The organism is Pseudomonas sp. JL3 (genome assembly GCF_031570575.1).
In the GTDB taxonomy this organism is placed as follows: domain Bacteria; phylum Pseudomonadota; class Gammaproteobacteria; order Pseudomonadales; family Pseudomonadaceae; genus Aquipseudomonas; species Aquipseudomonas cucumis.
In genome coordinates, this window is the sequence record NZ_JAKWJK010000008.1 from 100,879 (window position 1) to 123,352 (window position 22,474).

20 protein-coding genes and 1 pseudogene are annotated in these 22,474 nt (G+C 59.8%); 16 read left to right on the plus strand and 5 right to left on the minus strand.

Translation table 11 applies throughout. The features are described 5' to 3' along the window. The first annotated feature begins 241 nt into the window (after window positions 1-241). The 6 genes from ssuE to MMG91_RS15945 all read left to right on the plus strand — a co-directional run bounded on the left by ssuE (window position 242) and on the right by MMG91_RS15945 (window position 4,910). Complete coding sequence (ssuE, locus tag MMG91_RS15920) at window positions 242-835, plus strand: NADPH-dependent FMN reductase (protein ID WP_007899466.1); 594 nt, start codon at window positions 242-244, stop codon at window positions 833-835. 90 nt (window positions 836-925) lie between these two features. Beyond that, window positions 926-1,891: a sulfonate ABC transporter substrate-binding protein gene (locus tag MMG91_RS15925; RefSeq protein WP_310660111.1), complete on the plus strand. Its 966-nt coding sequence runs from the start codon at window positions 926-928 to the stop codon at window positions 1,889-1,891. Between the two features lie 25 nt (window positions 1,892-1,916). Continuing rightward, window positions 1,917-3,065 (plus strand): FMNH2-dependent alkanesulfonate monooxygenase, encoded by a 1,149-nt coding sequence (ssuD, locus tag MMG91_RS15930; RefSeq protein ID WP_310660112.1) that lies wholly within the window; start codon window positions 1,917-1,919, stop codon window positions 3,063-3,065. A 9-nt stretch (window positions 3,066-3,074) separates the two neighbouring features. Beyond that, window positions 3,075-3,857, plus strand: coding sequence for an aliphatic sulfonate ABC transporter permease SsuC (ssuC, locus tag MMG91_RS15935; RefSeq protein ID WP_310660113.1), 783 nt, complete (start codon window positions 3,075-3,077; stop codon window positions 3,855-3,857). Beyond that, complete coding sequence (gene ssuB / locus MMG91_RS15940; protein ID WP_310660114.1) at window positions 3,854-4,660, plus strand: aliphatic sulfonates ABC transporter ATP-binding protein; 807 nt, start codon at window positions 3,854-3,856, stop codon at window positions 4,658-4,660. Before ssuC ends, ssuB begins: the two co-directional genes overlap by 4 nt. A gap of 34 nt (window positions 4,661-4,694) precedes the next feature. Continuing rightward, the gene (locus tag MMG91_RS15945) at window positions 4,695-4,910 is read left to right on the plus strand and encodes a molybdopterin-binding protein (protein WP_003229256.1); all 216 of its coding nucleotides are present in this window, start codon (window positions 4,695-4,697) and stop codon (window positions 4,908-4,910) included. 145 nt (window positions 4,911-5,055) lie between these two features. On the opposite strand, the gene MMG91_RS15950 is transcribed toward MMG91_RS15945, so the two are convergent. Both MMG91_RS15950 and MMG91_RS15955 read right to left on the minus strand, forming a co-directional pair. Next, entirely contained in the window at window positions 5,056-5,691 is a 636-nt protein-coding gene (locus tag MMG91_RS15950; RefSeq protein WP_305447330.1) for a TetR/AcrR family transcriptional regulator, read from the minus strand. 154 nt (window positions 5,692-5,845) lie between these two features. Further along, a complete protein-coding gene (locus MMG91_RS15955; RefSeq protein ID WP_007897683.1) occupies window positions 5,846-7,222 on the minus strand; it encodes a glutamine synthetase family protein in 1,377 nt (458 codons plus the stop codon). A 278-nt stretch (window positions 7,223-7,500) separates the two neighbouring features. Between MMG91_RS15955 and MMG91_RS15960 the strand changes: the two genes are divergently transcribed. The 8 genes from MMG91_RS15960 (at window position 7,501) to MMG91_RS15995 (ending at window position 16,670) form a co-directional block, all read left to right on the plus strand. Then, entirely contained in the window at window positions 7,501-8,277 is a 777-nt protein-coding gene (locus tag MMG91_RS15960) for a gamma-glutamyl-gamma-aminobutyrate hydrolase family protein (RefSeq protein WP_310660115.1), read from the plus strand. 37 nt (window positions 8,278-8,314) lie between these two features. Then, the gene (locus tag MMG91_RS15965) at window positions 8,315-9,673 is read left to right on the plus strand and encodes a glutamine synthetase family protein (RefSeq protein WP_305447328.1); all 1,359 of its coding nucleotides are present in this window, start codon (window positions 8,315-8,317) and stop codon (window positions 9,671-9,673) included. Between the two features lie 58 nt (window positions 9,674-9,731). Further along, window positions 9,732-11,096 carry an aspartate aminotransferase family protein gene (locus MMG91_RS15970; protein WP_305503730.1) on the plus strand — a complete coding sequence of 455 codons (1,365 nt, stop codon included), beginning with the start codon at window positions 9,732-9,734 and terminating at the stop codon, window positions 11,094-11,096. Between the two features lie 182 nt (window positions 11,097-11,278). After that, window positions 11,279-12,376, plus strand: a complete 1,098-nt coding sequence (locus MMG91_RS15975; protein WP_052964627.1) for a polyamine ABC transporter substrate-binding protein — start codon at window positions 11,279-11,281, stop codon at window positions 12,374-12,376. Between the two features lie 188 nt (window positions 12,377-12,564). Then, a complete protein-coding gene (locus tag MMG91_RS15980) occupies window positions 12,565-13,662 on the plus strand; it encodes a polyamine ABC transporter substrate-binding protein (protein ID WP_305447326.1) in 1,098 nt (365 codons plus the stop codon). 61 nt (window positions 13,663-13,723) lie between these two features. Continuing rightward, window positions 13,724-14,866: an ABC transporter ATP-binding protein gene (locus MMG91_RS15985; protein WP_253546340.1), complete on the plus strand. Its 1,143-nt coding sequence runs from the start codon at window positions 13,724-13,726 to the stop codon at window positions 14,864-14,866. A 35-nt stretch (window positions 14,867-14,901) separates the two neighbouring features. After that, a complete protein-coding gene (locus tag MMG91_RS15990; protein WP_310660173.1) occupies window positions 14,902-15,783 on the plus strand; it encodes an ABC transporter permease subunit in 882 nt (293 codons plus the stop codon). Further along, window positions 15,780-16,670, plus strand: a complete 891-nt coding sequence (locus MMG91_RS15995) for an ABC transporter permease subunit (RefSeq protein WP_007897694.1) — start codon at window positions 15,780-15,782, stop codon at window positions 16,668-16,670. The genes MMG91_RS15990 and MMG91_RS15995 overlap by 4 nt, the downstream gene beginning before the upstream one ends. 123 nt (window positions 16,671-16,793) lie before the next feature. Here MMG91_RS15995 and MMG91_RS16000 read toward each other — a convergent pair. After that, window positions 16,794-17,172 (minus strand): annotated as a pseudogene (locus tag MMG91_RS16000) (hypothetical protein). Window positions 17,173-17,291: 119 nt separating this feature from the next. Here MMG91_RS16000 and MMG91_RS16005 point away from each other — a divergent pair. Further along, on the plus strand, window positions 17,292-18,257 hold the full coding sequence (locus MMG91_RS16005) for a GlxA family transcriptional regulator (protein WP_305503728.1): 966 nt from the start codon (window positions 17,292-17,294) through the stop codon (window positions 18,255-18,257). A gap of 74 nt (window positions 18,258-18,331) precedes the next feature. On the opposite strand, the gene MMG91_RS16010 is transcribed toward MMG91_RS16005, so the two are convergent. Continuing rightward, a complete protein-coding gene (locus MMG91_RS16010) occupies window positions 18,332-20,743 on the minus strand; it encodes a penicillin acylase family protein (RefSeq protein WP_310660116.1) in 2,412 nt (803 codons plus the stop codon). 103 nt (window positions 20,744-20,846) lie between these two features. After that, complete coding sequence (locus tag MMG91_RS16015; protein ID WP_310660117.1) at window positions 20,847-21,425, minus strand: DUF6436 domain-containing protein; 579 nt, start codon at window positions 21,423-21,425, stop codon at window positions 20,847-20,849. Between the two features lie 97 nt (window positions 21,426-21,522). Here MMG91_RS16015 and MMG91_RS16020 point away from each other — a divergent pair, with 97 nt between their 5' ends. Then, window positions 21,523-22,470 carry an alpha/beta hydrolase gene (locus tag MMG91_RS16020; protein ID WP_310660118.1) on the plus strand — a complete coding sequence of 316 codons (948 nt, stop codon included), beginning with the start codon at window positions 21,523-21,525 and terminating at the stop codon, window positions 22,468-22,470. Window positions 22,471-22,474 lie beyond the last annotated feature (4 nt).

Sequence of the window (22,474 nt, forward strand, 5' to 3'; positions counted from 1 at the left end):
GCGGAGCGTCCCTTGAGGCATTACCACGCGGAGCGTGGGAACGATCACCATGAAGCAGGGGATTTCGGGCCGTTTCGACGGCCTGTTTTTTTGCCCGGAAAAAGATAATTTCCATATTCATTGAAAGTATAACCAAATGAATAAATATGATTTATGGATATATAAATCAGCTGTTAAGGTCACTCTATCAACGCGAGATCGCAAGCCGCGAATCGCTAACACCGCTCAAGGAATTGTCTGAATGCTGGTCGTCTCACTCGGTGGCAGTCCCAGCCCACGCTCCCGTTCCGGGGTTTTGCTGGAGCGTTCGCGACGCTGGTTGCAAGAGCAAGGGGTGGAAGTGGTGAGTTATCAGGTACGAGACTTCCCGGCCGAAGATTTGCTGCATGCCCGCTTCGACAGCCCGAAAGTGATCGACCTGTTGCAACAGATTGAAAACGCCGATGGCTTGCTGATCGCCACGCCGGTTTACAAAGCATCGTTCTCCGGTGCGCTGAAAACCTTGCTCGATCTTCTGCCCGAACGCGCCCTGAGCCACAAGGTGGTTTTGCCGATGGCTACCGGCGGCAGCATCGCCCACATGCTGGCAGTGGATTACGCGCTCAAGCCGGTGCTGTCAGCGTTGAAAGCCCAGGAAATGCTGCAGGGGATTTTCGCCGTGGACAGCCAGATCGCTTACGGCGAAGGCAGCGCCCAGGCGCAGTTGGCGCCGGAGCTTGCGCAACGATTGTTTGAAGCGCTGGAGCAGTTTTTCAGCGCCATGGCTCGTCGGCCCAAGCCGCTCGATCCGAACCTGTTGAACGAACGTTTGTTGAGTGCTCGCTGGAGCATTTAAGCCCCACCCGAATCTGATGTACTCCACCTCACTGGCCCGCTAACGGGCAAGCAGGTGCAGCCAAAACCCAACTGCAAAAAGGAGAGCGCCATGCGCCCTGTCATTTTGCGTCGTGGTCTGGTCGCTCTGTTTGCTGCGGCTGTGTCCTTCGGCGTCATTACTCAAGCTCAAGCCGAGACGTTAAGAATCGGCTATCAGAAATACGGCACCCTGGTGCTGCTCAAAGCCAAAGGCACGCTGGAAAAACGCCTCGCCGCCCAAGGCGTGGACGTGCAATGGACTGAATTCCCCGGTGGTCCGCAACTGCTCGAAGGCCTGAACGTCGGCTCCATCGACTTTGGCGTCACCGGTGAAACACCGCCCGTGTTCGCCCAAGCGGCCGGCGCCGATCTGCTCTACGTTGCCTATGAACCGCCAGCGCCCCACAGCGAAGCGATCCTGGTGCCCAAGGATTCGCCGATCAAATCGGTGCAGGACCTCAAGGGCAAGAAAGTCGTGCTCAACAAAGGCTCCAACGTGCACTACCTGTTGGTGCGTGCGCTGGAAGACGCCGGCCTCAAATACACCGACATCCAGGCCGTGTTCCTGCCGCCAGCCGATGCCCGCGCTGCGTTCGAGCGTGGCAGTGTCGATGCCTGGGTGATCTGGGACCCGTACCAGGCCGCCGCCGAACAGCAACTGCAAGCACGCACCCTGCGCGATGGCAAAGGCCTCGTCGATAACCACCAGTTCTACCTGGCGACCAAGCCTTACGCGCAGAAAAATCCTGAAGTGATCAAGGCTCTGGTGGAAGAAGTACGCGCGGTTGGCGAATGGTCCAGGGCCAATCCCGAAGACGTAATGAAACAGGTTTCTCCACTGCTCGGCCTGCCAACGGACATCACCCTGACTTCGGTGAAGCGCCAGGGCTACGGCGCGTTGTTCCTGACCCCTGAAGTGGTCGCCGCCCAACAGAAAATCGCCGACAGCTTCTACCAGCTCAAGCTGATTCCCAAGCCCTTGAGTATCAAGGACGTGATCTGGACGCCACCCGCCGCCGTGGCCAAAGCGCCGTAATTCGACTTCCCAAGGAGACCACTCCATGAGCCTCAATATTTTCTGGTTCCTGCCTACCCACGGCGACGGCCATTACCTTGGCACCGCTGAAGGCGCTCGCGCCGTTGACCACGGTTACTTGCAACAGGTCGCGCAAGCCGCGGATCGCCTGGGCTTTGGCGGAGTGCTAATTCCCACCGGTCGCTCCTGCGAAGACTCGTGGCTGGTGGCCGCATCGCTGATCCCGGTGACCCAGCGTTTGAAATTTCTCGTCGCCCTGCGCCCCGGGATCATTTCCCCGACGGTGGCGGCGCGTCAGGCCGCGACACTGGATCGTCTGTCTGGCGGTCGTGCGCTGTTCAACCTGGTCACCGGAGGCGATCCAGAAGAATTGGCCGGCGACGGTTTGTTCCTCAGTCACGAAGAGCGCTATCAGGCCTCGGTGGAATTCACCCGCATCTGGCGCCGGGTACTGGAAGGTGAAACCGTTGATTACGACGGTCAGCACATCAGCGTGAAGGGCGCCAAATTGCTCTATCCGCCGATCCAGCAACCGCGTCCGCCGCTGTATTTCGGCGGCTCGTCGGAAGCGGCGCAAGACCTGGCGGCAGAGCAGGTCGAGATGGTCCTGACCTGGGGTGAGCCGCCGGCCGCTGTTGCCGAGAAGATCGAGCAAGTGCGCGTCAAAGCCGCGAAGCTCGGTCGCACCGTGCGCTTCGGTATTCGCTTGCATGTGATCGTTCGCGAAACCAACGCCGAGGCGTGGCGGGCCGCGGATCGACTGATCTCTCATCTGGACGATGACACCATCGCCCGCGCTCAGGCGTCTTTGGCGCGTTTCGATTCGGTCGGTCAGCAACGCATGGCGGCCTTACATGGCGGCAGCCGCGACAATCTGGAAGTTAGCCCCAACCTTTGGGCCGGCGTCGGTCTGGTGCGCGGCGGGGCCGGTACGGCGCTGGTCGGCGACGGTCCGACCGTGGCCGCTCGGGTGAAGGAATACGCGGATCTGGGCATCGATACGTTCATCTTCTCCGGTTATCCACACCTGGAAGAATCCTATCGGGTGGCGGAGTTGCTGTTCCCGCACCTGGACATCGAGCGCCCGGAACTGCCGAAAAGCGCCGGATACGTCAGCCCGTTCGGCGAGATGGTCGCCAACGACATTCTTCCGAAAGCCGCGTCCCAGAGCTGAGGCGTGGCCATGAAGAAAACTATCCACAACCTCGCGCCCTGGGCATTGCCGATCCTGTTGCTGGCGGTATGGCAGTTGTCGGTGTCGGCGGGCTGGTTATCGACGCGGATTCTGCCGGCGCCGATCGCGGTGATCGAGGCCGGTGTGAGCCTGGTCAGCAGCGGTGAAATCTGGACTCACTTGGCCATCAGCGGCTGGCGTGCGGCGCTCGGTTTCGCCATCGGCGGCGGCATTGGTCTGGCCCTGGGCTTTATCACCGGTCTGTCGACGTGGGGCGAACGCCTGCTCGACAGTTCGGTGCAGATGATCCGCAACGTGCCGCACCTGGCGCTGATTCCGCTGGTGATCCTGTGGTTCGGCATCGACGAGTCGGCGAAGATTTTTCTGGTGGCGCTGGGCACGTTGTTCCCGATCTACCTCAACACGTATCACGGCATCCGCAACGTCGATCCGGCGCTGGTGGAGATGTCCCGCAGTTATGGTTTGTCCGGTTTCAGCCTGTTTCGCCAAGTGATCCTGCCGGGTGCATTGCCTTCGATTCTGGTCGGCGTGCGTTTTGCCCTGGGCTTCATGTGGCTGACCCTGATCGTCGCTGAAACCATCTCTGCAAGCTCCGGCATCGGCTATCTGGCGATGAATGCGCGGGAGTTCTTGCAGACCGATGTGGTGGTGCTGGCAATTCTTTTGTACGCGGTACTCGGCAAACTGGCCGACCTTGCGGCGCGCGGGCTTGAACGCGTGTGGCTGCGCTGGCATCCGGCCTATCAGGTTGCCAGGGGAGGTGACGCATGACGGCTCAACAACCTCCACGCTTGCTGCGCGGAATTCCGCTGGTGGTGCGCAAGCTGCAAAAAACCTTTGGTTCACGGCAAGTGTTGCGCGAAATCGATCTGCATATTCCCGCCGGCCAATTTGTGGCGGTGGTCGGGCGTAGCGGCTGCGGCAAAAGTACCTTGCTGCGCTTGCTCGCCGGTCTCGACAAGCCCACCGGTGGTGAGCTGCTTGCCGGCGCAGCGCCACTGAGTGATGCGCGGGAAGACACCCGATTGATGTTCCAGGAAGCCCGTCTGCTGCCGTGGAAAAAGATCATCGACAACGTCGGTCTCGGGCTCAAGGGCAACTGGCGGCCGCAAGCATTGGAAGCGCTGGAAGCGGTCGGCCTGGCGGATCGCGCCAACGAGTGGCCGGCAGCCTTGTCCGGTGGGCAGAAGCAGCGTGTGGCCCTGGCTCGCGCGTTGATCCATCAACCGCGCTTGCTGTTGCTCGACGAACCGCTGGGCGCATTGGATGCCCTGACCCGCATCGAAATGCAGCAACTGATCGAACGGCTCTGGCAACAGCATGGCTTCACCGTGTTGCTGGTGACCCATGACGTCAGCGAAGCAGTGGCGATTGCCGATCGAGTGATCCTGATTGAAGAGGGCGAAGTCGGCCTCGACCTGACAGTGGAACTGCCGCGCCCTCGGGTCCGTGGCTCCCATCGGCTGGCGGCGCTGGAAACCGAAGTGCTCAACCGCGTGCTGTCCCTGCCTGGCCAACCGCCGGAACCGGAACCTGTTTCACCACTGCCTACGCAATTGCGCTGGGCTCAATAACTTAAAGATTCATTCAACGACAGGAATCAACATCATGACTATCAAAGCCATCAACGTTCGCAACCAGTTCAAAGGCTCGATCAAGGAAATCGTGCTGGGTGACGTGCTGTCGGAAATCGACGTACAGACCGCCTCCGGCATCGTCACTTCGGTGATTACCACCCGTTCGGTGAAAGAGCTGGAACTGGTGGTCGGCAGTGAGGTAATCGCGTTTGTGAAATCCACCGAGGTGTCGATCGCCAAGTTGTAAGCGCGTGGGCCAACTACAACCCTGGAGGGTGTGAGCCCTGATCATTCCCACGCTCCGCGTGGGAATGCAGCCCGGGACGCTCTGCGTCCCAAAAGCCGAACGCAGAGCGTCCGAAGAGGCATTCCCACGCAGAGCGTGGGAACGATCAAAGTGCTGCACGCTTGGGCAGATAGGGTGGCAAATACAATCCAAGATACGCATCAAACACCCGCATCCCTTCCTCAGCCATGCGCGGCGTGATCTGCCCATGTTGCTGCACCGAGCGTGCATACACCCGATCGCCCAGCTCCATGGCCAGCGCAAACACATCGACATCACTTGGCAGGGTCGGCAGTTCGAAGTGGTGGTCGAACAGTTTATGCATCAGGTCGCCAAGTTCGATGTCGTGCTGGCGGTCGGCCTGGGTGACTTCGGTCAGGCCATGCTGGGCGAGGATCAGTTGGCGGGCAGCGGCGTCTTCCTCGTAGATGGCGAGCATGCGTTGTTCCACCAGTCGCGACAGATCGCGCCAGCCGTTGAGGGCATGGTGGTCGATGGGCGCTTGCAGGCAGGCGCGGAACGCGGCGTGGACGTCGGCGGTCAGGGCTTCAAGCAGGGCCGGGACGCTGGCGAAAAAATGGTAGACGGAGGAGGGCGGGATCTCCGCGCGTTCGGCGACGCTGTAGATCGACAGGCTGGCCACGCCCTCGGCGGCCAGCAGCGTGCGGGCGGCATCGAGTATCGAATCGATCCGGGCCTGACTGCGGGCGCGGGGTTTGCGAAGGGTGGCGGTGCGCGTCATTGAAGTCTCCTGCAGGGCAGCGGGCATTGTACGAGCAGGGTTTGATGTTGTCTGCCAGGACGCTATCGCGAGCCTGCTCGCGATCCGTCGCAGGCGGCCATAAAAAAACGCCGCCGGCCTTATCAGCCGGCGGCGTTCTTTTTACTGCAACCGCTTACACGGTATGCAGGTACCAGTTGTACTCGAGGTCGGAGATGGAATGTTCAAACTCCTCCAGCTCGCTCTCTTTGCAGGCCACGAAGATATCGATGTATTTCGGATCGATGTACTTGGCCATGACTTCGCTGTCGTCCAGCTCACGCAGTGCATCGCGCAGGTTGTTCGGCAGGCTTTGCTCGTTCTGCTCGTAGGAGTTGCCTTCCACGGGTGCGCCTGGCTCGATCTTGTTGGTCAGGCCGTGATGCACGCCCGCCAAAACCGAAGCCATCAACAGATACGGGTTGGCGTCGGCGCCGGCGACACGATGCTCGATGCGCACGGCATCGGAGGAACCGGTCGGTACGCGGATGGCCACGGTGCGGTTGTCCAGACCCCAGCACGGCGAGTTCGGCACGTAGAACTGTGCGCCGAAACGACGGTAGGAGTTGACGTTCGGGCAGAGGAAAGCCATCTGCGCCGGCAGGGTCTCGAGCACACCGCCGATCGCGTGACGCAGTGCGGCGTTCTGCTCGGGATCCTCGCTGGCAAAAATGTTTTTGCCATCTTTATCAAGAATCGAGATATGGACGTGCAGACCGTTACCTGCCTGGCCCGGATAAGGCTTGGCCATGAAGGTGGTGTCCATCTCATGGTCGTAGGCGATGTTTTTGATCAGGCGCTTGAGCAGGACCGCATAGTCGCAGGCCTTGATCGGGTCGGCCACGTGGTGCAGGTTCACTTCGAACTGTGCCGGGGCACTTTCCTTGACGATCGCGTCGGCAGGGATGCCTTGCTCTTTCGCACCTTCCAGAATGTCCTGGAGGCAGTCGACGTATTCGTCGAGGTCGTCGATCAGGTAGACCTGTGTCGAATGCGGGCGTTTGCCGGAGATCGGCGAGCGTGGCGGTTGCGGGCGACCGTTCACGTTCTCCTGGTCGATCAGGTAGAACTCCAGTTCGAACGCGGCGCAGATGGTCAGGCCCATCTCGTCGAACTTGGCGACGACTTGTCGCAGGACTTCGCGCGGGTCGGCGAAGAAAGGATCACCTTCGAGTTCGTGCATGGTCATTAACAGTTGCGCAGTCGGGCGCTTCTGCCAGGGCTCATTGCACAGGGTGTCGGGGATTGGATAACAGATTCGGTCAGCATCGCCGATGTCCAGGCCCAGGCCGGTGCTTTCCACCGTCGAGCCATTGATATCCAGAGCAAATAGAGAGGCCGGCAGGTTGATGCCTTTCTCGTAAACCTTGTGGAGACTGGTGCGTTCAATGCGCTTGCCGCGCACCACACCATTCATATCCGCAATCAGAAGGTCAACGTACAGAACCTCAGGATGTTCCTTAAGGAACGCGTTCGCTTCGTTAAGCTGAACGGCACGCGGGGGTACCGACATGATGCAACACCTTTGTTGTTAAAAATATCAATCATTGGTCACTTCGGATTCCAGTCAACCCGAACGGCATGCCGAAGTCAAGCGAGGCCTTTTTTGCCCTAAAAAAGCACTCGCAAGGCTTTTTTGAGGCACTTTGGGGCGTTTTTTGGCCTTCAGCCCTCTTGGCGCCCGCGAGCTTGAGCGGGCCGTGTTGTATTTTTTACGGGGGTGTTGTGTAAAAAAATGAACAAGGCTAAGCTCGATTTAAACCCATAACAGCAATAATACCGGGGTGCTTCATGTCTCGCCTGCCGTTAATCGGCGTCACCGCCTGCTCAAAGCAGATCGGTCTGCATGCTTATCACATCAGTGGCGACAAATACGTACGCGCCGTGGCTTCAGCTGCCAAGGGCCTGCCGTTGATTCTTCCATCCCTGGCGGATCTACTGGCGCCGTCCGAAATTCTGGACGCTCTGGACGGCATTCTCTTTACAGGCTCCCCTTCTAATATAGAACCATTTCACTATAACGGCCCGGCCAGTGTCCCAGGTACTGCTCATGATTCTGCACGCGATGCCACCACTCTCCCGCTGATCCGCGCCGCTGTCGAGGCCGGAGTCCCCATGCTCGGCATTTGCCGCGGCTTCCAGGAAATGAATGTGGCGTTCGGCGGCAGCCTGCATCAGAAGGTCCACGAGGCCGGTCCATTCATGGATCACCGTGAAGACGACAGCCTGCCGCTGGAAGGGCAGTACGCGCCAAGTCACCCGGTGCACGTCCAACCGGGCGGGGTACTTGCAGGTCTCGGGCTGGCGAGAGAGATTAATGTCAATTCCATTCACGGTCAGGGCGTCGAACGACTGGCGCTGGGCCTGCGTGTGGAAGCGGTGGCGTCCGACGGGTTGATCGAAGCCGTCTCTGTTATCGAAAGCAAGGCTTTTTCCTTGGGTGTGCAATGGCATCCCGAATGGCAGGTAAGCTTGAATCATGACTACCTTGCGATTTTCCAGGCATTTGGCGATGCCTGCCGCAAGCACGCTCTACAACGCGACGCCGATGCGTCAAACAACGCCTGACTTATAAGAGTCAGGAAACTCAGCCTAAGAGGCATTTATGAGTAACAACCTCGACCAGCTCACCGATTGGTTGAAAGACCACAAGATCACAGAAGTCGAATGCATGATTGGCGACCTGACCGGCATCACCCGGGGCAAGATCTCGCCAACCAACAAGTTCATTGCCGAAAAAGGCATGCGCCTGCCCGAAAGCGTTCTGTTGCAGACCGTGACCGGCGACTACGTCGAAGACGACATCTATTACGAACTGCTCGACCCGGCCGACATCGACATGATCTGCCGCCCCGACCAGAACGCGGTGTTTCTGGTGCCCTGGGCCATCGAGCCCACCGCCCAAGTGATCCACGATACCTACGACAAGCAGGGCAACCCGATCGAGCTGTCGCCGCGCAACGTGCTCAAGAAGGTGCTGAAACTCTACGCCGACCACGGCTGGCAGCCGATCGTGGCGCCGGAAATGGAGTTCTATCTCACCAAGCGCAGCGATGACCCAGACTATCCTCTGCAACCGCCGATTGGCCGCTCCGGTCGTCCGGAAACCGGTCGCCAGTCCTTCTCGATTGAAGCCGCGAACGAATTCGATCCGTTGTTCGAAGACGTCTACGACTGGTGCGAACTGCAAGAGCTGGACCTCGACACGCTGATCCACGAGGACGGCACCGCGCAGATGGAAATCAACTTCCGTCATGGCGATGCCCTGTCTTTGGCCGACCAGATTCTGGTGTTCAAACGCACCATGCGTGAAGCCGCGCTCAAGCACAACGTGGCGGCGACCTTCATGGCCAAGCCCATGACCGGCGAGCCGGGCAGCGCCATGCACTTGCACCAGAGCATCATCAGTATCGAGACCGGCAAAAACGTTTTCTCCAATGAAGACGGGACCATGAGCCAGTTGTTTCTCAACCACATCGGCGGCTTGCAGAAATTCATTCCTGAGCTGCTGCCGTTGTTCGCACCCAACGTCAATTCGTTCCGTCGCTTCTTGCCGGATACCTCGGCACCGGTGAACGTGGAGTGGGGCGAAGAGAACCGCACCGTGGGCCTGCGGGTTCCGGATGCCGGGCCGCAGAACCGTCGGGTGGAAAACCGTCTGCCGGGTGCCGATGCCAACCCTTACCTGGCCATCGCCGCCAGCCTGTTGTGCGGCTTTATCGGCATGGTCGAAGGGCATAACCCGAGTGCTCCGGTCGTGGGTCGTGGTTACGAGCGGCGCAACCTGCGCCTGCCACTGACGATTGAAGATGCCCTGGATCGCATGGAAAACAGCAAGACCATCGAAAAGTACCTGGGCAAGAAATTCATCACGGGCTACATCGCGGTCAAGCGTGCCGAGCATGAAAACTTCAAGCGCGTGATCAGTTCGTGGGAGCGGGAATTCCTGCTCTTCGCCGTCTGATGCGCCGGGCGCCGCTGCGCTTGGCGGCGCCCTCCACTCGAATCTTAGGAGAATTCGCATGACCAGCAACAACCCGCAAACCCGTGAATGGCAAGCCCTGAGCAGCGAGCACCACCTGGCCCCGTTCAGCGACTTCAAGCAGCTGAAAGAGAAAGGCCCGCGCATCATCACCAGCGCCAAGGGCGTGTACCTCTGGGACAGCGAAGGCAACAAGATCCTCGACGGCATGGCCGGCCTGTGGTGTGTGGCGATCGGCTACGGTCGCGATGAACTGGCCGATGCCGCCAGCAAACAGATGCGCGAACTGCCTTATTACAACCTGTTCTTCCAGACCGCTCACCCGCCGGTGCTGGAGCTGGCCAAGGTCATTGCCGACGTTGCGCCTGAAGGCATGAATCACGTGTTTTTCACCGGTTCCGGTTCCGAAGGCAACGACACCATGCTGCGGATGGTTCGCCACTACTGGGCGATCAAGGGCCAGCCGAAGAAGAAAGTCATCATCAGTCGCAAGAACGGCTATCACGGTTCCACCGTGGCCGGCGCGAGCCTGGGCGGCATGACGTACATGCACGAACAGGGCGACTTGCCGATCCCGGGCATTGTCCACATTGCCCAGCCGTACTGGTTCGGCGAAGGCGGCGACATGACGCCGAACGAATTCGGTATCTGGGCGGCCAATCAGCTGGAAGAGAAGATTCTGGAAGTCGGCGTCGACAACGTCGGTGCCTTTATTGCCGAGCCGATCCAGGGCGCCGGCGGCGTGATCATTCCGCCAGACAGCTACTGGCCGCGCATCAAGGAAATCCTCGCCAAGTACGACATTCTGTTCGTGGCCGACGAAGTGATCTGCGGTTTCGGCCGTACCGGTGAGTGGTTCGGTACCGATTTCTACGACCTCAAACCCCACATGATGACCATCGCCAAAGGCCTGACGTCCGGCTACATCCCCATGGGCGGCCTGATCGTGCATGACGACGTGGTCAAGGTGCTCAACGAAGGCGGTGATTTCAACCACGGTTTCACGTATTCCGGGCACCCGGTGGCCGCTGCGGTAGCGCTGGAAAACATCCGCATCCTGCGTGACGAGAAAATTGTCGAGCGCGTGCGTACAGAAACGGCACCTTATTTGCAGAAGCGTCTACGGGAACTGAACGATCACCCGTTGGTGGGGGAAGTGCGTGGGGTCGGTCTGTTGGGGGCCATCGAACTGGTTCAGGACAAAGCCACCCGCAAACGTTACGAAGGCAAGGGCGTCGGTATGATCTGCCGCACGTTCTGCTTCGAAAACGGCCTGATCATGCGCGCCGTCGGCGATACCATGATCATTGCTCCGCCACTGGTGATTACACCGGCTGAAATCGACGAGTTGGTGACCAAGGCACGCAAGTGTCTGGACCTGACCCTGAGTGCGTTGCAGGGCTAAGTGCTAGGCTCTGAGCGAGGTGCGAAGATTGCACTTCGCTCAGTGCAAACAAAGGACGGGTCTTTCCTTGAAAGCCTGCCTTGGATCTTGCCAGACTACCGGTTGTTCGGATGCCCAGTAACAGGCCGCTGAGCACGTGGTTAAAAAGAAAAATTGGAGCATTACCCATGAAGGCATTAGGTATGAAGATAGCTGGCAAGACCCTCCTCGCCATGTCCCTGATGGGCGTGATGGCGGGCGCCGTTCAGGCTGACGACAAAGTGCTGCACGTGTACAACTGGTCCGATTACATCGCACCGGATACCGTCAAGAAGTTCGAGGCCGAGTCGGGTATCAAAGTCGTCTACGACGTGTTCGACAGTAACGAAACCCTTGAAGCCAAGTTGCTGGCGGGCAAGTCCGGCTACGACATCGTTGTGCCGTCGAACAACTTCCTGGCCAAGCAGATCAAGGCCGGCGTTTACCAGAAGCTGGACAAGTCCAAGCTGCCTAACTGGAAAAACCTGAACCCGGACCTGCTCAAAGCGGTATCGGTGAGCGACCCGGGTAACGAACACGCGTTCCCTTACATGTGGGGTTCGATCGGTATCGGTTTCAACGCCGAGAAGGTCAAGGCTGCACTGGGTGCCGATGCGCCAACCAACTCCTGGGACTTGCTGTTCAAGCCTGAAAACGCTGCCAAGTTGAAGTCGTGCGGTATCAGCTTCCTCGATTCGCCAACCGAGATGATTCCAGTGGCGTTGCATTACCTGGGCTATCCAACCGACAGCCAGGACAAGAAACAACTGGCTGAAGCCGAAGCGCTGTTCCTGAAGATTCGTCCTTCGGTGGGCTACTTCCACTCGTCCAAGTACATCTCCGACCTGGCCAATGGCAACATCTGCGTCGCCGTGGGTTACTCGGGTGACATCTACCAGGCCAAGGCTCGCGCTGCTGAAGCCGGTGACAAGGTGAAAGTCAGCTACAACATTCCGAAAGAAGGTGCCGGCAGCTTCTACGACATGGTCGCCATCCCTAAAGATGCCGAAAACGTCGAAGGCGCCTACAAGTTCATGACCTTCCTGCAGAAGCCGGAAATCATGGCCGAGATCACCAACGCCGTGCGTTTCCCGAACGGTAACGCGGCGTCTACTGCGCTGGTCGATAAAGAAATCACCAGCGATCCAGGCATCTACCCGCCAGCGGAAGTACTGGCCAAGCTGTACGCGATTGCCGACTTGCCGGCCGCGACCCAGCGGATCCTGACTCGCAGCTGGACCAAGATCAAATCCGGTAAATAAGCCGGTTTGAGGCAACTACCTGTTGCCGTCGTCTGCGCGACGGCGGCAACAGGAATAATTAAATGCGAGAAAGTTTTGCTGGAACGGTTTTTCGAGGGTAAGTTGCGCGCCGGTTTTGTTGTCAGGCAGCCATGGCTGTCATGTAACGCGGGGCAACTTGGGCCCAACTAATTTTAGAGGACCTCCACGTGCCTATTTTTTCTTTGTTGCGCAATGCTCTGCTGGTCGGCGCCGGGCTGACACTTGCTGTCAGTGTTCAGGCCGCTGGCACAGTGCATATTTATAACTGGTCGGACTACATCGGTGAGACCACCCTGGCCGACTTCCAGAAAGAAACCGGCATCAAGCCGGTGTATGACGTATTCGATTCCAATGAAACCCTGGAAGGCAAGTTGCTGGCCGGGCGTACCGGTTATGACGTGGTCGTGCCGTCCAACCACTTCCTTGGCAAACAGATCAAGGCCGGGGCTTTCCAGAAGCTCGACAAGTCGAAGCTGACCAACTACTCCAACCTCGATCCGGTACTGCTCAAGCGCTTGGAGAAGAATGATCCGGGTAATCAATACGCCGTGCCGTATCTGTGGGGCACCAACGGCATCGGTTACAACGTCGAGAAAGTCAAAGCCGCACTGGGCGTCGACAAGATCGACTCGTGGGCCGTGCTGTTTGAGCCGGAAAACATCAAGAAACTTTCCGGTTGCGGTGTGGCGTTCCTCGATTCAGGGGATGAAATGCTTCCGGCCATGCTGAACTATATGGGCCTGTCGCCAAACAGCGAGGACCCTGAAGACTACAAGAAAGCCGAAGCCAAACTGCTGGCGATTCGGCCTTATGTGACCTACTTCAACTCGTCCAAATACATCTCCGACCTGGCCAATGGCGAGATCTGTGTGGCCGCCGGTTTCTCCGGTGATGTGTTCCAGGCCAAGGCGCGGGCCGCCGAAGCCAACAAGGGCATCGACATTGCCTACGTGATTCCCAAAGAGGGCGGCAACCTCTGGTTCGACATGCTGGCCATTCCCCGGGACGCTACCAATGTCAAAGAGGCTCATGCCTTCATCAACTATCTGCTCAAGCCTGAGGTGATCGCCAAGGTCAGTGATTCCGTCGGCTACGCCAACCCCAACCCGAAGGCGGGCGAGTTGATGGATCAGGCCGTACGCACGGATGAGGCGGTCTATCCCTCGCAGGCTGTCGTCGACAAGCTGTATGTCAACACAGAGTTGCCACCCAAGATTCAACGACTCATGACGCGCAGCTGGACCAAGGTCAAGTCGGGCAAATAGCTTCAACCTATCCAGGTTCGCCACCTTGAGCGAGCTGCACATTCTGTTGGGAGTTTCGTAAATGGCAGTTGCCTCCGGCGCCTATAAGAAAGCCCTCGAGGGCGACCAGACACCTAAACAGGTGCTGGTCAAAATCGACCGGGTCACCAAAAAGTTCGACGAGACGATTGCCGTGGACGACGTGTCCCTGGAAATCAAGAAAGGCGAAATCTTCGCCCTGCTCGGCGGCTCGGGTTCGGGCAAATCCACCTTGCTGCGGATGCTGGCAGGTTTCGAACGGCCCACGGAGGGGCGCATTTTCCTCGATGGCGTAGACATCACGGACATGCCGCCGTACGAGCGGCCGATCAACATGATGTTCCAGTCCTACGCCCTGTTCCCGCACATGACGGTGGCGCAAAACATCGCCTTCGGCCTCAAGCAGGACAAGATTCCGTCGGCTGAAGTCGACGCTCGCGTGGCCGAGATGCTCAAGCTGGTGCAGATGAGCCAGTACGCCAAGCGCAAACCCCATCAATTGTCCGGCGGTCAGCGTCAGCGTGTGGCGCTGGCGCGTTCATTGGCCAAGCGGCCGAAATTGTTGCTGCTCGACGAACCAATGGGCGCGCTGGACAAGAAACTGCGCTCGCAAATGCAACTGGAACTGGTCGAGATCATTGAGCGGGTCGGCGTGACCTGCGTGATGGTGACCCACGACCAGGAAGAGGCCATGACCATGGCCGAGCGCATCGCGATCATGCACCTGGGCTGGATCGCCCAGATTGGCAGCCCGATCGACATCTACGAAACCCCGACCAGCCGTCTGGTCTGCGAGTTCATCGGCAACGTCAACATCTTCGAAGGCGAAGTGGTGGACGACGCCGAAGGCCATGCGCTGATCACCTGCAAGGATCTGGACCGCAGCATCTATGTGGGTCACGGTATCAGCACCTCGGTGCAGGACAAGTCCGTCACTTACGCGATCCGTCCGGAAAAGCTGCTGGTGACGGCCGACATGCCGACCTGCGAATACAACTGGTCCAGCGGCAAGGTGCATGACATCGCCTACCTCGGCGGCCACTCGGTGTTCTACGTCGAATTGCCGAGCGGCAAACTGGTGCAATCCTTCGTCGCCAACGCCGAGCGCCGCGGCCAGCGGCCAACCTGGGGTGACCAGGTTTACGTGTACTGGGAAGACGATAGCGGCGTGGTGCTTCGCTCATGAACCTGCGCAAATTCAAACGCCGGCTCAATCGAATAATTCCCGGTGGCCGTCAGCTGGTCATCGGGGTTCCGTTCATCTGGCTGTTCCTGTTCTTCATGCTGCCGTTCTTCATCGTATTGAAGATCAGCTTCGCCGAAGCCGACGTGGCCATTCCGCCGTACACCGAGATCTACAGCTTCATCGACCAGAAGCTCCAGGTGCTGCTTAACCTGAGCAACTACGCGATGCTGGGCGATGACGAGTTGTACATCGCCGCTTACCTTGGCTCGCTCAAGATGGCGCTGATCAGCACCGTCCTCTGTTTGCTGATCGGCTATCCGATGGCCTACGCCATTGCCAGTGCCCGTAAAGAGCTGCAAACGGTGCTGGTGCTGCTGATCATGATGCCGACCTGGACCGCGATCCTGATCCGCGTGTATGCGTGGATGGGCATCCTCAGCAACAACGGCCTGCTCAATGGTTTTCTGATGACCATGGGCTGGATCGACGAACCGCTGCAGATACTCAATACCAATCTGGCCGTGTACATCGGCGTGGTGTATTCGTACCTGCCGTTCATGATCCTGCCGCTCTACGCCAACCTGGTCAAACACGACACCAGCCTGCTGGAAGCCGCGTCGGACCTCGGTTCGAGCACCTTCAACAGTTTCTGGAAGATCACCGTGCCGCTGTCGAAAAACGGCATCATCGCCGGCTGCATGCTGGTGTTCATCCCGGTGGTGGGTGAGTTCGTGATCCCGGAACTGCTCGGCGGTCCGGAAACCCTGATGATCGGTAAAGTGCTCTGGCAAGAATTCTTCAACAACCGTGACTGGCCGGTGGCGTCTGCCCTGGCTGTGGTGATGCTGGCAATCCTGATTGTGCCGATCATCCTGTTCAACCGTAGTCAGGCCAAAGAAATGGAGGGCAAGGAATGAAGCGCTTCCGTTTCTCAAGTTTCATGCTGGTAGCGGGTTTGCTGTTCATCTACGCGCCGATGCTGATCCTGGTGATCTACTCGTTCAACGCCTCGAAACTGGTGACGGTGTGGGGCGGCTGGTCGATCAAGTGGTACGTGGGGTTGATGGACAACACCCAACTGATGGGCTCGGTGGTGCGCTCGCTGGAAATCGCCTGCTACACGGCGATTGCCGCAGTGGCACTGGGGACGCTGGCGGCCTTCGTGCTGACCCGTATCACCCACTTCAAGGGCCGCACGCTGTTCGGTGGTCTGGTCACCGCGCCGCTGGTAATGCCGGAAGTGATCACCGGCCTGTCGTTGTTGCTGCTGTTCGTGGCCATGGCACAGATGATCGGTTGGCCACAGGAACGCGGCATCGTCACCATCTGGATCGCCCATACCACCTTCTGTGCAGCGTATGTGGCAGTGGTGGTATCGGCGCGCTTGCGTGAGCTGGACCTGTCCATCGAAGAGGCAGCCATGGATCTGGGCGCGCGGCCGTGGAAGGTGTTCTTCCTGATCACCATCCCGATGATCGCGCCGTCGCTGGCGGCGGGTGGCATGATGTCGTTCGCCTTGTCGCTGGATGACCTGGTGCTGGCGAGCTTCGTGTCCGGCCCCGGTTCCACGACCCTGCCGATGGAAGTGTTCTCGGCGGTGCGCCTGGGCGTGAAGCCCGAGATCAACGCCGTGGCCAGCCTGATTCTGCTGGCGGTGTCGCTGGTGACGTTCCTGGTCTGGTACTTCAGCCGTCGTGCCGAAGAAATTCGCAAGCGTGCGATCCAGCAGGCTATCGAAGAAGGCGCCGCCGACTCCTGGAAACAACCGGACGTGCGCCGGGCGCAGGCGCCGGAAGCGGCTTGATCCACGCATGATCGTTCCCACGCTCTGCGTGGGAACGCCTCAACGGACGCTCCGCGTTCGGCTCTTGATGGGACGCGGAGCGTCCCGGGCTGCATTCCCACGCAGAGCGTGGGAACGATCGGGTCAAACGACCCAAGGTGATTTGCGGATGATCTCGACAAAGTTCATCGGCTTGAAGCCCGGCTCGCTGTCCACCAGTACATCCGCGTTCACGGTGCCAAACGTGCTGTCCGGCTTATGTTTGAAGCCATTGGCGAACGCACACAGAATGCACTCCTTGAACCCTTCTCCCCGTGGATGCGCATGCACCACTGCTTCACGCTGCACGGTCGAAAACCGGGTCGTAGGTCAATTGCTTGCGCTCACCGCTCAAGGCTCCGAACAGAAACACCCGGCGTGAGTGGTGGAACAGCAGATCGGACTCGACGTCGCGAATGTATTCCGTGGTGGTCCTGGCCAATGCGCTGTCGGGGATGTTGATACCGGCGATGATGCTGCTCATGGTGCTGTCCTCATGGGGAACGCCGTGGCGGCGCTGATGGGGTCAGTCTGTTCGCGCAGCCGAAACCGGACAATCGATCCATGGCTGCGATCTTTTCAATGTGAAGGTGAACGTTAACCATGAGTAAAACCATTGCCATCGTGGTGTTCCCAGGCGTCCAGTCGCTCGACGTCACCGGCCCCATGGATGTATTTTCCGAAGCCAACCGTTTCCTGGCCCCGGAGGATCACTATCGGCTGGAGGTGATCGGTGTCGAGCATGGGGTGATGGCGTGTTCCAATGGTTTGTCGCTCAACGCCCACCGGCACTTCAGTGAAGCGCTGGAGGCTTATGACCTGCTGTTGGTGGCGGGCGGGCCGCAGTTGCCGTTCATGAATTTTGGCGCGGCGTTCGATGCCTGGTTGGGCGATGCCTGTGCGCGGGCGCAACGGTTTGGTTCGATCTGCAACGGCGCCTTCATGCTCGCCCGGGCCGGATTGCTCGACGGGCGAACCGTCACCACCCACTGGGGCGATGCCGCGGCGCTGGCGCAGTTGTGCCCATCGACTCAGGTCGAGGCCGATCGCTTATACGTGCAGGACGGCGAGCTTTACACTTCGGCCGGGGTCACTGCAGGGATCGATCTGTCGCTGTATCTGCTGGCCCGGGATCACGGGCCGGACGTGGCACTCAGCGTGGCCAAGCGGCTGGTGGTGTTCACCCAGCGCTCGGGCGGGCAATCGCAGTTCAGCCCGTTCCTCACGCCCCATGCCGAACCGACTTCGGCGGTGGCGTTGGTCCAGCTCTATGTGTTGGCCAACCTCAATGGCGACTTGACTATCGCTGATCTGGCCAACGCCGCCAACATGAGCACGCGCAACTTTTCCCGGGTGTTCGCCAAGGAGGCGAAAATCACCCCGGCGGAATTCGTCGAACGGGCGAGGGTGGACGCAGCGCGGGTGATGCTCGAAAGCACTCATGCGCCGCTGAAAACCGTAGCGTACCAGTGCGGGTTTCGCGATGCCCAGCACATGCGCAGTGTGTTCAACCGCAGGCTGGGAGTGACGCCGCAGCAGTTCAGGTTGAATTTTGCGGTGATGGTTTAGCGGCAATTTGTGTTGCTTGTCAGGGCCTCTTCGCGAGCAGGCTCGCGATGGGGCCCGCCGGGCCAACAAAAAATCTACTGGGTAGCCCGCGCCGGCAACAGCTTCAACGTACTGCGGGTATTGGCCGTCACTTCTTCATCATTGAAATGCGCCTGGTAATAAACCCCTTCGATATACGCCTCGGCCTGATCGGCATAGTGGCCGTCGAACGGCACGCCGCTCTGGCCGACCGGGTTGATGGTCAGGCTGTGGGCCGGGTCGGCGAAGTCGATCAGCCGTCGTGTCGACGGGCCGTAAGTCACAGGCCACGGCGCCGGGCCGATCTTGGCCGAGAGGTTATTCGGCACTTCGTGGGTGCCGGGCGCCGCGAATGGCCCGACGTTGAAGATGCGCTCCAGCGGTTTCTGCATCCCCAGTGGATGGCCGTGAGTCAAGGTATGCGCCTTGCCCCACTGCCATTGTATGGAATCGGCGCCCAGGGTCGTCTTGAGATGAGCCATGCTCGCTTGCCAGGCCACCTTGACCGTGTCGGCGCGGGTTTCCTTGCCGGGGGTGTTGCGGTTGTCCCACCACGGCGAATCGGCGGAGGCCGCCAGGCGCGGCAGTGCGGCATCGATCACCCGGGTCGGGAGCAGTGTTTCGAAGAAGTCATTGCCCAGTTCATCGCGCATCGCCGCGTCGGTGAGATTGAACAAGAACTGGTTGAACAGCGTGGCGCTGATGGAGTCCAGCGGGTAATCGCCGCTCCACTGCGCCAGTTGCTCCACTAGTTTGAGCTCGGCGGGATCGCTCACCACTTCACGCAGTACCGGCAGCAACGGTGCCAGCAAACGCGGACCGTAGTCGGTGGTGGTGCCCAGTTGCAGCTTTTGGTTGGAGTCGTTGTCCCACTTCACGTTCTTGTCGCTGAGTTGACGATTGAGCTGCTGACCGCGATCGGCGAGGTTGTAGTAACCGGGAATTTCCATGCCGGTCGGCGACACCGGCTGGAAGTTGGCCGAGACGATATAGCCCCGCGCCGGGTTCTCTTCCTGTGGGTTGGCGCTGAACGGGTAAAAACCTTCCTTGTCCGCCTGAGGGGTGCTGCCGTCGAGGATGAAACCGGGCTTCACCCCGGCCGGGCGCTTGGGCAGCAGCGCCGAGGCCCACCAACCGATGTCGCCCTTGGCGTTGGCGTAGACGATGTTCAGTCCCGGAGCCTGAACCTTGGCCGACGCAGCGCGAGCCTTGGCCAGGGTGTCGGCGCGGTTGAGCTGGTAGAAGCCGTCGAGGATCGGATTCGGGGTCTCGAGGAAGGCCCACCACATGGCGACCGGCGTCTTGCCGGCGGCGGTGCCGAGTGCATCGTTGATGATCGGGCCATGGGGCGACTGGCGCAGGGTCAGCGTGACCGGTGACTGGCCTTTGACCGCGATCTGTTGTTCGGTGTTGACCATGTCGACCCACTGGCCGCGATACCAGACCTGGTTCGGGTTGTCCGGGTTGACCTTCTCGGCGATCAGGTCCAGATCGTCGTTCTGGAACATCGTCAGGCTCCAGCCGAAGCCCAGGTTGTGGCCAAGAAACGCAAACGGCACCAGCGCCTGATGGTAGCCATACAGCTCGAAACCCGGCGCTGACAGATGCGCTTCGTACCACACCGACGGCACCGAGAAGCGAATGTGCGGGTCACCGGCCAGCAGTGGCTTGCCGCTTTTGCTGCGGTTGCCGGAAATCACCCAGGCATTGCTGCCTTCGAATTGCGGCAGGCCATTGTCGGCCAGCGCCTGCTCACTCAAGCGGGCGAGGGCGTTCAGACCCTTCCAGTCATTGGCGGTAAGGGCCGGTGCAGGGTTGGCGCGCCCTTTGTCCAGCACGCCCTTGGGCTGCCAGTCGAGGTCGAAGATGTTCAGGTACTCGGCGCTCAGTTGGTCGCGCACGTAAGTCAGCAACGGTTCGGTGCGAAACGCCGCGGCAAAGCTGTAGGCCATGTAGCCGGCGATGCTGATGCTGTCTTCGGCGGTGAAAGGGCGCTTGGGGATCCCCAGCACGTCGAACTCTACCGGCGCAGCGTGGCTGTCCTGATATTGATTGATGCCATCCAGATAGGCTTGCAGAGCCTTCCACGCCGGCGACTGACGATCCAGCGCGGCCACATAGCTTTCAGCCCGTTCGCGAATGCGCAGGCTGCGAAACAGTTTGTCAGTGTCGATCAGTTTCGGGCCGAGGACTTCGGCCAGCTCACCACGGGCCAGGCGCCGCATGGCTTCCATCTGGAACAGTCGGTCCTGGGCATGCACGTAGCCGAGGGCTCGGTAGAGGTCGGTTTCGTTTTCGGCCCGGATATGCGGCACGCCGCGCACGTCGTAGCGCACGGTCACCGAGCCTTGCAGGTGCTGCAATTCAACCCGGCCCTGGCGCGTCGGTTGCTTGCTGTACACATACCAGCCGCCCCCGGCGACGAGTACGACGATCAGCAAGGCAAGTACGGTGAGGACGCGTTTCATGCTGACTCCTTGTTCTTTCGGGATTGCCGCCCGTGTGGGCTGCAAACGTGTAGCACAGACCTCCTGTGCCGGGCATCGCGGTCCTGGAAAAGTCAGGAATGCCTTACTTCACCTCAGCAGGCCACGGGCAGTAGCAACCCACCGCCAGCGTGTGGGTGGCGTTCACCGCCCGGCCTTCATTCAGCGCTTGCAGAATAGGCTCGATAAGGCTGTTGCTCGAATTGCAGGTCAGGCCTTCGCTGTACGGACCGAAATACGCCAGCCTGCCACTGCGGTCCCAGATCGCTACCGCCGGGCTGGCGGGGATCTGTTCGGAACCTGGCAGGACAGTAATGGTTTTAAGGCGACTCAACGTGCTGGGCAATTGACCGTGGCTGCCGGGCTTTTGGACCGCATAGAACTCGACGCCCTGCGGTAGATACTGCTCAACCAGTTCGGTCAGGTGTTGTTGGTTGCCGACATTGCATGGGCAGGCCGGGTCCCAGAAGTGCACCAGGCGGATGGCGCCGGGGCCGGCGAGTTCGTCCGGCAGGCGCAATGGGTCGCCGGAGAACACCGCGGTGTGCGAACTGAAGGCGCGCAAGTAGCGCCCCTGAAACCAGTCATAAGCGGCCCACAGCACGCCGGCACACACAAGGGCGAGCAGGCTGGCAAGCAGTGTGGTGCGGTAGGCCGGACGCATGGGTTTCAATCCTCGAAGGTCGGCTAGCTTGCCATGCTTGCCGCGACAGATGAATATCGCAGGCCTATAAAGTCCGTTTCGCGCTCTGGAATAGCCCATGTCCGCCACTTTCGACCCCGATCATTTGCGTGCCAGCCTGCGGCCATTGGCCGAGTGGCAGCCGCTGTCGACGGAGGCCATGGCCTATCAGCATTTTTATGGGCTGGATTTTCCCCTGCGAACCTTGCGCAGTGGCCTGGGGCGTTTCGAGGTCGATGGCTATGAAGTGGTCAGCCAGCTCTGGTGGCCCGAGCGGGCGAAGGCGACGCTGTTTTTGTTTCATGGCTTCTACGATCACACCGGGCTCTATCGGCATGTGATCGAGTGGGCGCTGGGCCAGGGTTTTGCGGTAATCGCCTGTGACCTTCCAGGGCATGGCCTGTCCAGTGGCGAACGGGCGAGCATCAAGGATTTCGCCGAGTATCAAAGCACACTGCAAGGGCTGTTGGCCGAGGCGCAATCGCTGGCCCTTCCGCAGCCCTGGCACTTATGCGGGCAAAGCACTGGTGGGGCGATCGTGATCGATCATGTGCTCAATCAGGGCGCGAACAGTCCCGCTCAGGGGCAAGTGATTCTGCTGTCGCCACTGGTGCGGCCGCGAGCCTGGGGCTGGTCGCAGCTCAGTTATTACTTGCTCAAGCCGTTCGTCAAAGGCATCGCCCGGCGTTTCAGCGAGAACTCCAACGACCCTGAATTCCTGACGTTCCTGCAAGCCGATCCGCTGCAACCGCTACGTCTGCCCACGGCGTGGGTCGGTGCGCTGGGACGGTGGATCAAGCGCATCGAAGCGGCACCGAGCAGCCCTCGGCGACCGCTGATTGTGCAGGGGCAGGCGGATATGACCGTGGATTGGCAGCACAACCTTGACGTATTGCGAGGCAAGTTCGATCGGCCTCAGGTGCTGATGTTGCCTGAGGCACGGCATCATCTGGCGAATGAGTCACCGGGATTGCGGCAGGAGTATTTCGGGTTTTTGACCAAGCGGATGAAGGGACGGAATCTGTAGCGGC